At 64.8% G+C, this 12,773-nt stretch carries 11 protein-coding genes; 1 reads left to right on the plus strand and 10 read right to left on the minus strand.

Going from position 1 to position 12,773, the window contains the following annotated elements:
• Positions 1 to 360: 360 nt before the first annotated feature.
• Positions 361 to 684, plus strand: coding sequence for a 30S ribosomal protein S21 (rpsU, locus tag QX048_RS11690; protein WP_315715241.1), 324 nt, complete (start codon positions 361 to 363; stop codon positions 682 to 684).
• A 47-nt stretch (positions 685 to 731) separates the two neighbouring features.
• On the opposite strand, the gene QX048_RS11695 is transcribed toward rpsU, so the two are convergent.
• The 10 genes from QX048_RS11695 to QX048_RS11740 all read right to left on the minus strand — a co-directional run bounded on the left by QX048_RS11695 (position 732) and on the right by QX048_RS11740 (position 12,715).
• Positions 732 to 920 (minus strand): hypothetical protein, encoded by a 189-nt coding sequence (locus QX048_RS11695; protein WP_315715240.1) that lies wholly within the window; start codon positions 918 to 920, stop codon positions 732 to 734.
• A 258-nt stretch (positions 921 to 1,178) separates the two neighbouring features.
• Positions 1,179 to 2,789, minus strand: coding sequence for an ABC transporter ATP-binding protein (locus QX048_RS11700; protein ID WP_315825514.1), 1,611 nt, complete (start codon positions 2,787 to 2,789; stop codon positions 1,179 to 1,181).
• A gap of 3 nt (positions 2,790 to 2,792) precedes the next feature.
• Positions 2,793 to 3,632 carry an ABC transporter permease gene (locus QX048_RS11705; protein WP_315825515.1) on the minus strand — a complete coding sequence of 280 codons (840 nt, stop codon included), beginning with the start codon at positions 3,630 to 3,632 and terminating at the stop codon, positions 2,793 to 2,795.
• The gene (locus tag QX048_RS11710; protein ID WP_315825516.1) at positions 3,629 to 4,600 is read right to left on the minus strand and encodes an ABC transporter permease; all 972 of its coding nucleotides are present in this window, start codon (positions 4,598 to 4,600) and stop codon (positions 3,629 to 3,631) included. The genes QX048_RS11705 and QX048_RS11710 overlap by 4 nt, the downstream gene beginning before the upstream one ends.
• An 80-nt stretch (positions 4,601 to 4,680) precedes the next feature.
• Positions 4,681 to 6,228: an ABC transporter substrate-binding protein gene (locus QX048_RS11715; protein WP_315825517.1), complete on the minus strand. Its 1,548-nt coding sequence runs from the start codon at positions 6,226 to 6,228 to the stop codon at positions 4,681 to 4,683.
• Between the two features lie 322 nt (positions 6,229 to 6,550).
• Entirely contained in the window at positions 6,551 to 6,973 is a 423-nt protein-coding gene (locus tag QX048_RS11720) for a hypothetical protein (RefSeq protein ID WP_315715425.1), read from the minus strand.
• Between the two features lie 183 nt (positions 6,974 to 7,156).
• Positions 7,157 to 8,257, minus strand: coding sequence for an LLM class flavin-dependent oxidoreductase (locus tag QX048_RS11725; protein WP_315825518.1), 1,101 nt, complete (start codon positions 8,255 to 8,257; stop codon positions 7,157 to 7,159).
• 181 nt (positions 8,258 to 8,438) lie between these two features.
• Complete coding sequence (locus QX048_RS11730; protein WP_316170978.1) at positions 8,439 to 10,331, minus strand: RDD family protein; 1,893 nt, start codon at positions 10,329 to 10,331, stop codon at positions 8,439 to 8,441.
• 91 nt (positions 10,332 to 10,422) lie between these two features.
• Positions 10,423 to 11,535, minus strand: coding sequence for an NADH:flavin oxidoreductase/NADH oxidase (locus tag QX048_RS11735; RefSeq protein ID WP_315825520.1), 1,113 nt, complete (start codon positions 11,533 to 11,535; stop codon positions 10,423 to 10,425).
• Positions 11,536 to 11,638: 103 nt separating this feature from the next.
• Positions 11,639 to 12,715, minus strand: coding sequence for an esterase-like activity of phytase family protein (locus QX048_RS11740; RefSeq protein WP_315825521.1), 1,077 nt, complete (start codon positions 12,713 to 12,715; stop codon positions 11,639 to 11,641).
• Between the last annotated feature and the right edge of the window lie 58 nt (positions 12,716 to 12,773).

Genomic DNA, 12,773 nt, shown 5'->3' on the forward strand with positions numbered 1-12,773 from the left:
AGCGGCTAATCGAACTACCTCAAGGTAGAGATTTTCTGGGGGATTACAAGGCCGCGCGGCAAATATAGTTTGCCGAGGGCCGGAACCGTTGAGTCGGCTCGCGCTGGCAATATCAGCAGATTGCCCCTATCTTCACAGCACCATCGGTAACGGCATGGCCATCGATGGCTGAGAGACACTCGTGCTCCCGCCTTCCGACGAAGGGGATCACCGTGTCTCGCACGTATCGTGACTCATAACATTGTGAGCAACACGTTTCATTGACGCCGCTCTGCTGAGCGCGCCGTTCGCCCCGCCGCAGCGCCGCTCGGCTTTGCCAACCGAATTTCATCGATAGAGATGAAGACAAGGAGGACACTTTTGCAGGTTCTTGTTCGTGACAACGACGTCGAGAAGGCGTTGCGCATCCTGAAGCGGAAGATGCAGCGCGAAGGCGTATTCCGCGAGATGAAGCGCCGCAGATCCTATGAGAAGCCATCGGAGCGCAAGACGCGCGAGAAATCCGATGCGATCAGGCGCCATCGCAAAGTCGCGCGCAAGCAGGCCATCCGCGAAGGGTTGCTGCCGGCGCCGGTCAAGAAGGTACCCGCAGCGCGGCCGGGCGCGCTCCCCTCAACGACCTCGACGCACACCGATCGTGAACGGCCGCGGGACCAGCTTACCGCTACGCCCCCGCGCAGCTGAGCAAGCGACGGCATGCCCGCCGAAATCGACGGGAAGAGGCTGGCGGTTCACGCCAGCTTCTTCGGCTGTTTGCCGGCGCCGTCAGCCGCTTCACGCGCCAATCGCTCGGCCTTCAGTCGCTCGCGGTTCTGATCGAAGGCGCTCTGCGCCTTTTCATAATCGCTTCTCGTCGGCTCGGCCGGCTTGAAGGCTTTTTGAGCCTCGCGCACGGCGGCCGTTGGCTTGCGCTCCGACATGATGAGAGTCCTCGTTGGGATGGTGAACGCCGCTGCGACATCCTGTCGAGACTGGCGCAGCACGGCACGGTCAATGAAGGCCGCGGGTAGAGGGAGCACGAGCCCGCTGTCTTGGCGCGTACCAGCTCGGGCGACCACCCTGCGGCCCCATCGGGGTCCAGTCTTATTATAATCCAAATACGCCGAAGATGTTGCAAGCATTTGAACCCGACCCGGCACGATGCTCCATGGTTCCGACCGGCGGCCGGCTTACGCAAATCACGCCGTACCGTGCTTGCGGCCGGGAACGGCAGCGAGCAGCTCGCGCGTATAGGCGTGTTCGGGATTGGCGAACAGCGCCGCGGTCGGCTTCAGCTCGACGATCTCGCCCTTTTGCATGACGGCGATCCGATCGCAGATCTGCGCGGCCACCCGCAGGTCATGCGTGATGAACAGCATCGACAGACCAAGGCGCGCCTTCAAATCTTCCAGGAGCCGCAACACCTGCGCCTGGACTGACACATCGAGCGCCGACACTGCTTCGTCCGCGACGATGATCTCCGGATCCAGCGCGAGCGCGCGCGCAATGCCGATGCGCTGACGCTGGCCGCCGGAGAATTCGTGCGGATAGCGGCCGATGGCGCCGGCGTCGAGCCCGACCATGCCGAGCAGATCCTGGGCGCGCTTCAGCGCCGCGTCGAGCGGCGTGCCGCGCGCGACCATGCCGTCGGCAATGATGCGGCCGACCTTGCGGCGCGGGTTGAGCGAGGCGAACGGATCCTGGAAAATCATCTGGATGCGGTGACGCTGCGCGCGCAAGGCGCGACCCTCCAGCGCCGTGAGATCGACATCGCCGATCCGCACCGTGCCGCGATCGGCCTCGATCAGCCGCATCACCAGACGCGCAACGGATGACTTCCCCGAGCCGGACTCGCCGACGAGTCCGAGCGTCTCGCCCTGGTGGATCGCGAAATTGACCGCATGCGCGGCGCGCGTCTCGCGCTTCGGGCGGAACCAGCCGGTCGGCGTCACATAGGTCTTGTCGAGGCCGATCACCTCCACCGCCCGAGGCGCAGCCTCGCGTGACTGCCGCGGCGGCGGGTCGAACGACGGCACGGCGGCGAGCAGCGCCTTGGTGTAGTCGTGCTGCGGCTGGCCGAGCACGGCGGCGGCCGTACCCTCCTCCACCACCTTGCCATGGCGCAGAACGACGACCTGGTCGGCGATGTCGGCGACGACGCCGAAATCATGGGTGATGAACATCACCGCCATGTTGTGGCTGGCCTGCAGGTTGCGGATCAGCTTGAGGATCTGCGCCTGCGTCGTCACGTCGAGCGCGGTGGTTGGCTCGTCCGCGACGAGCACCGCAGGCTCGAGCGCCAGCGCCATCGCGATCATCGCACGCTGGCGCTGGCCGCCGGAGAGCTGATGAGGATAGGCGCGGATGATCCGTTCGGGATCGGGCAGGCCGACCTCGCGCACCAGCGCCAGCGCCTTGGCGCGGCGCTCGCGGGGGTTCAGCAGATCATGCGCCTCGAACACCTCCATCAGTTGCTCGCCGATCCGCATCAAGGGATTGAGCGCGGTCATCGGCTCCTGGAACACCATCGCGATGCGGCGGCCGCGCAGATCGCGCCAGCCGTCCTCATCGACGGCAAGCAGGTCGCGCCCCTCGAAGCGCATCTCGCCGCTCTCCACTTTCACCGTATCGGGCAGCAGCCCGAGCAGCGCATGCGCGCACATCGACTTGCCCGAGCCGGATTCGCCGACCACGCAGACGATCCTGCCCGCGGTAAGATCGAAGGAGACGCCGTCGACGGCGTGGGCGCGCTCGGCGCCCGGCGGCAAAGCGATACGGAGGTTGCGGATGGCAACGACGGGATCAGCCACGGCTCACCTGCCCTCGCGCGACAGGCGCGGGTTGAGCGCATCGTTCAGGCCCTCGCCGATCAAATTGAGGCCAAGCACCGACAACAGGATCGCGACGCCGGGAAACACGGTGATCCACCACGCCTGGCGAATGACGGTGCGGCCGGCGCCGACCATATAGCCCCAGGAGATCAGGTTGGGATCGCCGAGGCCGAGGAACGACAGCGAGGACTCCAGGAGGATCGCGGTCGCGACCATCAGCGAGGCCAGCACGATGACAGGCGACAGCGCGTTGGGTAGGATCTCGCGCCAGATGATCCAGGCATTGCTCTGGCCGGTGACGACCGCAGCCTGGACATATTCGCGGGTCCGCAGGCTCAGCACCTCGCCGCGGACCAGGCGCGCCACCGGCGGCCAGCTGACGAGGCCGATCGCGGCGATGATCGAATAGATCGACGGCTGCAGGATCGCGACCAGCACGATCGCGAGCGCAAAGCTCGGGATGGTCTGGAAGAACTCGGTGAAGCGCATCAGCGCGTCATCGACCCGGCCGCCGAAATAGCCGGCGATGGCGCCGAGCGGCACGCCGACGATCAACGCCACCAATGTCGAGACGAGGCCGACCAGCAGCGAGACGCGCGCGCCGAAGATCAGGCCGGCGAGCACGTCGCGGCCGAGCGCATCGGTGCCGAGCGGGACCTTCGACAGCGTGAACGGCGGAACGAACGGCCGCTGCGCCATGCGCCACGGCGAGTTGGGAAAGTAGAACGGGCCGGCCGCCGCGACGACGATCGCCAGTGCGAGAATGATCAGCCCGATGATGCCGCTCGGGCTGCGCAGCATGGTTCGCCAGAACTGCCTCATGACGCGTACTCGATGCGCGGATCGACCAGGCGATAGACGAGGTCGGTGACGAGGTTGAAGATCAGCACCATCGCCGAGGAGACCACGAACACACCGAGCAGGAGATTGTAGTCGCGCTGGATCAGCGCGTCATACATCAGCCGGCCGATGCCGGGCCACGCGAACACGGTCTCGGTCAATACCGCGCCGCCGACCAGCGTTCCGGCGTGGACGCCGGCGAGGGTCACCACCGGCAGCAGCGCGTTGCGCAGCACGTGGCGGCGCAGGATGACGCCGTCACGCAGGCCCTTGGCGCGCGCGGTCTTGACGAAGTCGAGCCGCTTGACCTCGAGCATCGAAGCGCGGGTCATGCGGGTGTAGGTCGCCATGAAGAACAGGCCGAGCGTCGCGGCCGGCATCGCGAGATGGGCGGCGACGTCGAGCGCGTGGCGGACTCCCGTATAGCCGCCACCGACCGTTTCATAGCCGAAGCTCGGCAACCAATCGACCCAGACCGAGAACAGCAGGATCGCGATCAGCGCGATCCAGAACAGCGGCGTCGCGTAGAAGATCAACGCGAGCACGGTAATTGCAGTATCGAGGATCGTGCCGGCGAAGCGCGCGGCGAGCGCGCCGAACAGGACGCCGAGACCGAGCGAGATCGCGAACGCCGTGAGCGTCAGCAGCAGGGTCCCCGGCAATCGTTCGGCGATCAGCCCGGCGACCGGCGCCTGCTGACGGAACGAGAAGCCGAGATCCAGGCTGGCGATACCCTTGACGTAGATGAGGAGCTGCTCCGGCAGCGGACGGTCGAGGCCGAATTTTTCGCGCAACTGCGCCACGAAGATCTGGTCCGAGGCACCGGCCTCGCCGGCCATGACCACGGCCGGATCGCCCGGCGCCAGCCGGATCAGGAAGAAATTCAGCACGATGATGGCGAGAAGGACGATGACGCCTTTCACGACGCGCTGGGCGATGAAGGAGAGCATGAAAGGTCCGTGAAGGTCAGCTCGGCGGGACAGCGAAACACCGGAGCGCGGGGATCATGGCCGCGCCCCGGAGTGCACCGCTATTTGTCGAGCCAAGCGTCTCGGAACCCGTCGTTGACGCCGATGCCGGTGGTGATCAGGTTCTTCACCTTGCACTTGGTGATGGTCGGGAACTGGAGCTCGAGCAGCCAGGCCACGGGCACGTCCTCAGCCAATATCTTCTGCACCTTGTCATAGGCCTCCTTGCGTTTGGCGTCGGTCGGCGCCGTGGCGCCCTCCGCGAACAGCTTGTCGACCTCCGGGTTCGAATAGCCCTCGACATTGTTGAAGAGCTGGCCCTTGGCGATCGCCGAGGTGATGTAGTTGCGGGACACGCCGAGCGCGGGATCGCCGTACTGATACAGATAGGTGAAGGCGATGTCGTAGTCCCACTCCATGATCTTCTGGTTGCCGCCGGGCACGTCGGTCGCAATCGTCTCGATGTTCATGCCGACGTCCTGAAGGTTCTGCTTCACCGCCTCGCCCCAGCGCTGCCAGGTCTCGCCATAGGCGAGCGGCAGCATGCGAATCTTCTCGCCCTTGTAGCCGGCCTCCTTGAGCAGCGCCTTGGCTTTGGCCGGGTCGTACGGATATCTCGGCACGTCGTCGGAATAGAACTTGATGGTCGATGCCGAAGGTCCGGTTGCGACCTTGCCGAGGCCGTTCCAGATCACGTCCTTGGCGAAGTCGCGATCGATGGCATACATGATGGCCTGGCGCACCTTCTTGTTGGCCAGGATCGGGTGGCGGTTGTTGAGCCACATCCACGACAGCGGCGAGAAGAACTCCCATCCGGCCCCGGTGACGCAGGCGCCGGGCAGCTTGGAGACGCGCGGCACGTCGAAATTCTCGATCGAGCCGCCCGGCAGCACGTCGACCTTGCCGGTCTCGAAGGCAACCGCGCGCGCGGCGGCGTCGGGAATGATCTGCCAGTAGACCTCGTCGAGATAGGGCCTGCCCTTCTCATGGTAGTTCGGATTTTTCACCATCCGGATGAAGGATCCCTTCTGCCATTCCTTGAACATGAAGGGGCCGGTGCCAACAGGCGCGTTGTTGTTCGGATTGGTCTTGTAGTCGGTGCCTTCATACAGGTGCTTCGGCACCATCGGCATCGAGCCGACCTCGAAGATGCCGATGAAGGGACCGAACGGCTCCTTCAGCGTGAACACCACCGTGAGATCATCCGGCGCCTCGACCTTCTCGACAATCGCGAGGTTGTTGCGAGCGCGCGCATGCGTTTGCTTCAGCATGTCGATCGAGAACAGCACGTCGGCCGACGTGAACGGCTTGCCGTCGTGCCAGGTCACGCCCTTCTTGAGCTTGAAGGTGTAGACCTTGGCATCCGGGCTGATGGTCCAGCTCTCGGCGAGGCCGGGCAGCGGCTCCAGCTTGGGACTGTAGCGCAGCAGGCCTTCGAAGATGTTGCCGGACACCATCTGCGTCGGGCCGTTCTGGACCATCGCCAGCATCAGGCCGGGCGGCTCGGGCTGGATCACCGCGTTGACCACGCCGCCGATCTTCGGCTCCTCCGCTTGCGCCGCGGACAGTCCGCAGCCAATGACCACACCCAGCAGCACCCGTTTCAACATGATGAACTTCCCAAATGTCATTGCCGGCCGCCATGCATCAAGCGCGCCAAGGTGCGCGATATCGCCATGCAGCTTCTGATGTGATGCCTGCTCTGGGCGCATGGACTGTTGGATCGTCCGCGCGCAGCGCTGTAGAACGGCTCCAATACGACTGCGGGCAACGCTTTGGAAACGTCGCCAGGACCTGTGTCAGTCGCGCAATGCGTCCACGAACGACGCGGCATCACAGGTCGAGCCCCTGATGCAAAGGCTCACACGATCATAATCGCCGCCGCAAGATGAAACTCGCGACAGCGTTAGCCCAAAAATTGAACAGGGAAAATCAGCGCCGCAGACGGGCGATCGCGCCGGAAACGATCTGCATGATCACGCCGATGATCCAGCCGACCATGATCAGCGACGTCCAGACGATGTGCGGATCTTCGCGCAGGATGATGATGGCAACGGCGAAGAACGCCGTGAGGGTTGCGAGGAAGGTCCCGAAGGCGCTCAGAAATTCGGCCGTATCGATCTTCGCCTCCGGCGAGTTCTCCTCATGAGGATGAAAAGGCAGTTGCGGCGTGTCGATGCCGAGATAGAAGCCCAGTGCCCCAGAGAGCATCATCACGATCAGGAAGCCCTGTGTGGTCAGCAACGGAACGCTGGAGCCGACATGGGCCCCGACGAAGACGCCGCAGGCGGCGCCCGCCAGAGCCAGACCCGAGCGTTCGAGGATATGGGCAAACTTCCTGACGCGAAACCGCATGACCTGCCCCCAATGTCAGACCGCCACACGCATGCGGCGGATTCGGCGCCTGGATCCGTCCTAACGGCAAGACCGTCACCCAAACGTCAAATCTGAAGCTGCACTCGCGCGAAAATTTTAGCTACATTTCTTTTGACGCCAGCATTGCCCGAAAGGGAGGGTGAATGCTGGCGCCAAGAGAGACTAGGCGGCCTTGGTGAGGCCGGCATTGAGGTGGCTCAATCTCGGCATCACCTCCTGCTTCAACAGGCGCAGCGAGTTGTGCCAGGCTTCCGGCTTGTGCTTGTAGTCGAAGCCGAACACGCACAGGGTGCCGAAGCCGCCGACCTCATGCCAGATCTTCTCGATCTTCTCGGTCACCGTCGCCGGCGAGCCGACGATCCAGTTGCGCCTGGCGCAATAGTCCACCGTCACGTCGGAATCGGGCACGTCGGGTGAGTGCTTCAGATAGTCCTTGAAGCCGAAATGACCGAGCAGGGGCAGGAAGTACTCGCCCATCATCCGTCCCATCATGTCGCCGGAGGACAAACGCCAGGCTTCCTCGTCCGTATCGGCGACGAACACCTCGCGCACCAGCCGCCAATCGCTGCGGCTGGGCTTGCGACCGGACTTGGCGGCGCCGGCCTCGACCGAGTCCCAGTGCGACGACACATAGGCGGGGTTGAGGTTGAGGCTCATCGGGATGAAGCCACGTTCACCGGCGAGCTTCAGCGTATCGGAGTTCTTCGACAGGCCGGCGACGCCGATCGGCGGATGCGGCGCCTGCACCGGCTTGATGTGCGGCTTGAGGAAGTCGAACATCACGTCGGGCTTGGTCACCGTCCAGTACTTGCCCTTGTACGTCCATGGCGCGTCCTCGGACCACATCTTCAGGATGATCTCCAGCGCCTCGCGCGTCATCTCGCGGTTCTGGCCGCTCATGCCGTCGACGTTGAACATCGCCCAGTCGCTCGGCAGGCCGGATGCGGCAATGCCGAAATTGAGCCGGCCGTCGGAGAGGTGATCGAGCATCGCGACGCGATTGGCGAGCTCGGCCGGGTGATGATAGGGCAGCAGGAAACCGCCGGGCCCGAGCCGGATGTTCTTGGTTTCACGGAAGGCCTGCGCCAGAATGAGATCGGGTGCCGGGTGGGGCTCCCAGGGCGCGGTGTGATGCTCGCCGATCCAGGCTTCCTGATAGCCGAGCTCGTCGAGCCACCGCAGGACCTGCAGATCCCATTCCTGCCCTTCCTTCAATCCGCACTCCGGCGGATGCGAGGGCATCGTGAAATATCCGATTTCCATGGCGCTTTCCTCTCGCGTTTGTATTGCGGCGCATCTTCGTGATGCGCTCATCGTCACGCGAGACGAAACACGACCAGACGAGTCGGCATCGCCGCACGTGGTCTGCGAAGACTAGCACGTCATGAGACGCCGACAATCACCGACTGTTTGAGGGGCGAGCACACGTCAGCGCAGCTCGCGGCTATTTGAGGCCCGTCATGGGTGATGGAAAGCGACCGGGAGGTTTCTCCGACTGGAGTCGCTGCACGAGGTCCGGCGGCAGGTAAACCGTGGGCCGCGGCGGGGCAGGTGCGGCCGACTGCTCGCTGTTCGGGGCGGCGCCATCCACCGCGATGGTTCGAACCTTCGTTGCCGACGCAGCCGCGGCAGTTGCGGTCGCAGGCACGAGGCGGGTCGCGACATGCTCCCTGAGCAGTTCGGCATGGTCAGGAAACCACATCGAGCTCGGCTCCGCCATATTGGCGCGTTCGGCAAAGGCGCGGGACAGCCCCAGGTTCTGCAGCCGCTCCTCCTCGATCGCTATGGTCCGGCTGCGCTCGGCAGCGGTGATTCCGCGATAGGAGGGCTGATGGAAACCGAGCCGTGCATCTGACACGACGATGCGGTCCTTGCCGCCCAAGAAGACAATGGTGCAGGCCGACAGGCATTGCTTCTCGACCAGGGTCGACAATCCGCGCGCCTTGATCAGGTCGGACATCCGTTGCGCCTCGCGGATGCGGCCGCCGGCCGAATCGAGCCGCACCGTCTTGACCTCCGACATCGCGTTCAGGAAACCTTCGAGCTCCTTGGCCGTGCCGTACTTGATGCCACCGGTGAATTCCAGCATTTCGCCAGAGGCGAGGACCTTGAATTGGTGCGGTCCCAGAGAGCTGTCGCCGGCGACGATTTCGGCAATGCCTGCGATCCGCGGCAGGCCTTGCGTGAAGAAATGCCAAACCGAGATTCCGACGCCGAGCGCGACCATGATCTTCGCCAGGCCGCCCCACGCGCCGTTGTCGCCACCGCTATAGCGCGTCGACGAGCGCCAGATGCCAACGGTCTGCCAAAGCGTGAACAACAAGATGCAGAGCCATATCACGCACATCAGGACGAGCGCCGGCAGCGGCTGCGCATCGAATCCCTGCTGCGCGACCAGCGCGGTCACGACTTCGATCGCGAGCGTCGCAATCACCCCGAGCAGTGCTCCGTTGACCCAGTACGACACGGGCAAGGACAGCTCACCGCGCCAGTGCCGGGCAAGGTAGCTCCGCTGCGGGCTCAACGGCGCGGGCGAGAGCGGAGTTGACGGCTCGGCACTTGCCCACCCGCGATCAACGCAATAGACGGCAGTGGTTGCGAACTGGTCGTACCAGCTGTCCCTTCGCATGTAGACTTGCCGCCATGCAGCGAGGCCGACGATCAGCAGCGGACAATACGATGCGAGCGTCACGCCAATGAGCAAGGATGCCGGCAACGCGGCGATGTCCAGGAATGATACCACGACCGACCAGATCAGCGCTGGACTCACGACCAAGAGCAGCAGGCCGTAACGCCGCCCGGCCGCGGCATTCGTCACTGCACTGCAATCGGCGCTCGCCAGACGAATACGACAAATCCTTCGGCCGGGCGTGCCGGCGGCCGTGTCGAATATGGCGCGCAGAACCAGCAACAGCGGCAGCAGGAAAATCCCGAGCGAGAGTCCCTTGACCGGAGTGCCCTCCGCATCGAGCATGCTGTCGACGTGGACTTCCTTGGTGAACGGACCGTCCCGCGTGACCTGCGCGACCCGCACCATGCGGGCAGAGGGCAGGCCGAACACGCTGTTTGTGCAATCGACGATCCGGTTGGGCTTGAGATCGGCGGGCACGGCGACCCCGGACGGGATCGCGTCAAGCTTCCTGCAGCTGATGGCATAGATGCCGTCGGCAAACTGAACGCGGCCGTGGCTCAGCGGAAAAAGGACCAACGCGCAGACCTGCAGAATGGCCGCGATGGCCACCATGTCGATCAGCAACGCGCCAAGCCGGCGCCAGACTCCGGCGCGCTTGGAGGTGCTACTGAGATCCTGGTCTGTCGCTAACCGCTCGGCGAACATCGCTTGCCATGACCCGCCACACGCGGCACCACCTTCGCACGCTACCTGGAATTGACTGCCGGGGCAAGCGATCACACCCGGAAGCGAGCGGTCAGCGTGCGCCGAACGTCGTCTTGCCGAACAGCTCCTTCTGCGTCGACGGCTGCGAGCGCCAATATTGCGGAGGTGCGGCGACTTGTCCGCCGAGCTCTGCTGCCGCGTGCCAGCCCCAGCGCGGGTCATAGAGCATGCCGCGGGCCAGCGCGACCATGTCGGCCTTGCCCGAGGCCACGATCTCCTCGGCCTGCTGCGCCTGCGTGATGAGACCGACCGCAATGGTGGGAAGCCCCGTCGCCTGTTTCACGGCCGCGGCGAACGGCACCTGATAGCCGGGTCCGAGCGTGATCTTCTGCAACGGCGACACGCCGCCCGAGGAGACGTCGATCCAATCGGCGCCGCGGTGCTTCAGCGCTTGCGCAAATATGATGGTCTGCTCGAGATCCCAGCCGCCGTCGACCCAGTCGGTGGCCGAGACACGCATGCCGACCGGCTTGTCCGCAGGGAAGACGGCGCGCACCGCATCGTAGACTTCGAGCGGAAAGCGCATGCGATTCTCCAGAGACCCGCCGTAGCTGTCGGTGCGCTGGTTGGCGATCGGCGACAGAAACTGATGCAACAGATAGCCATGCGCGCCGTGGAGCTCGATCGCGTCGATGCCGAGGCGCGCCGCCCGTTGCGATGCGGAAACGAACGCATCGCGGATGCGGGCCAGGCCCGCGAGATCGAGCGCCTCCGGCGCGAGCTCGCCCTCCTTGTGCGGCAGGGCCGACGGCGCGACCGTCTGCCATCCGCCGTCCGCGAGCGGAATCTGCTGTCCGCCATCCCACGGCTTGTGGCTGGAGCCCTTGCGGCCGGCATGGGCGAGCTGCATCGCAACCGCAGCCTTCGAATGTTTGCGAACCGAGGCCAGGATCGGCTTCAGCGCAGCTTCCGTCACATCGTCCCACAACCCGAGACAGCCGGGAGTGATGCGCCCGATGGGCTCGACATGCGTCGCCTCGATGCAGAACATCGCCGCGCCCGACAGCGCCAGCGTGTTGACGTGGGTGAAGTGCCAGTCATTGGCCGCGCCATTCTCGGCCGAGTACTGGCACATCGGCGACACCATGATGCGGTTGGCGAGTTCGAGACTGCGCAGCTTGATCGGAGTGAACAGGGCGCTCATGCTGAGTTCCAGGTTGTGACCGTTGACGCGATGATCTGATGGCCGCGAGTGTCGATCATGGACGAGCCGCGGTCAACGCGAGCCGCCGCAGCGGTGTCGCAGCTCACTCCATCAGCGTGAACTGCAGCAGGAGCGTGCGCTGGATCATCGAGAAGTTGTCGTCGGACACCAGCGTCAGCACGGTCTCGCCCTCCGGCGTCACATGCGCATCGATGCCCTCGAGATTGTCGATCTCCTGGCCGAGATCGGCGGAGAAGATCGCCGGACCATCGACCAGCGCGCCCGGCGCAATCTGCGCCAGCGTCAGCCGGCGGATTCGAATGCCGACCCCGTTGAACAGCGAGAACTTACGTTCGAGTACCAGAAGATCGCCCGACGGCAGCAGCACGGCATCGCTGACGTCGAAGTCGTTGCTGCGAACGATGCTGAACTGTCCCGCGGCCGGTCCGCCGATCAGGAAGGCCAGCAGATTGCCGTTCGGGTCCAGACCGCGCTCGGAGAGCGCGATCAGGGTGCCGGCGAGCGGCAGGCCCTTCGGCACGACCACCAACGCCTCCAGTCCCTTGTTGTGGGGCAGCCGCTTGGCGGCTGGCGGCAGCGGCACGATCTCGCCGCGCGCGCCGGTTCCACCCTTGGCGAAGTCGTAGCGCAAGAGCTGGTTGACGCGTTCGAGGCCGACATAGACGATGTCTCCATCGCGCGCGAGCGACTCGGAATCATACCAACCGCGATCGGTGATGGGACGTCCGTCCAGACCAAGCAGCGGCGCCGCTTCGACATCGGCGAGCCCCGCGATCTCGCGGCCGGAATAGGCAATGCGGCCAGTGAACCAGCCGCCCTTGTCGCTGACCGCGAGGAAGCGTTCACCCTTGGCATCGAGCCGGATGCCGGACAGGCCGCCAAAGCCGGGAAAGGACGAGGTCAGCGCCACGCCGCTGCGATATTGCAGCATCCCGAAGCGCAGATGCGTCCGATCGCGGAGGTCGAACGAGGGCAGCGGTCGCGCGTTGACCTCGATCTTGACCGCCGATGTGACGGAGTGCTCGTCAATGGTGACGCGTCTGCGAACCGGCGCCGGCGCAAGCTGCGCAACAGCCGCCCTGGACCATGCGAATGCCGACACTCCGCCGATGGTCAGCGCAAGAAAGCGCCTGCGGTCGGCAATCGCCTGCAGCGACATCGTTAGCGGAGCCCCCTCCCCCACCTCCTCCGAGCCGGAGGAGGGACGCAGCCGGCCG

Source organism: Bradyrhizobium sp. SZCCHNS30572, assembly GCF_032484415.1.
Classification (GTDB): Bacteria; Pseudomonadota; Alphaproteobacteria; order Rhizobiales; family Xanthobacteraceae; genus Bradyrhizobium.

Excerpts from the sequence above, each read along its gene's own strand:
- QX048_RS11725 (WP_315825518.1), bottom strand. The coding sequence starts at position 8,257 with ATGGAAATCGGATATTTCACGATGCCCTCGCATCCGCCGGAGTGCGGA.
- QX048_RS11695 (WP_315715240.1), bottom strand. The coding sequence starts at position 920 with ATGTCGGAGCGCAAGCCAACGGCCGCCGTGCGCGAGGCTCAAAAAGCC.
- QX048_RS11705 (WP_315825515.1), bottom strand. The coding sequence starts at position 3,632 with ATGAGGCAGTTCTGGCGAACCATGCTGCGCAGCCCGAGCGGCATCATC.
- QX048_RS11715 (WP_315825517.1), bottom strand. The coding sequence starts at position 6,228 with ATGTTGAAACGGGTGCTGCTGGGTGTGGTCATTGGCTGCGGACTGTCC.
- QX048_RS11730 (WP_316170978.1), bottom strand. The coding sequence starts at position 10,331 with ATGTTCGCCGAGCGGTTAGCGACAGACCAGGATCTCAGTAGCACCTCC.
- QX048_RS11740 (WP_315825521.1), bottom strand. The coding sequence starts at position 12,715 with ATGTCGCTGCAGGCGATTGCCGACCGCAGGCGCTTTCTTGCGCTGACC.
- QX048_RS11710 (WP_315825516.1), bottom strand. The coding sequence starts at position 4,600 with ATGCTCTCCTTCATCGCCCAGCGCGTCGTGAAAGGCGTCATCGTCCTT.
- QX048_RS11720 (WP_315715425.1), bottom strand. The coding sequence starts at position 6,973 with ATGCGGTTTCGCGTCAGGAAGTTTGCCCATATCCTCGAACGCTCGGGT.
- QX048_RS11735 (WP_315825520.1), bottom strand. The coding sequence starts at position 11,535 with ATGAGCGCCCTGTTCACTCCGATCAAGCTGCGCAGTCTCGAACTCGCC.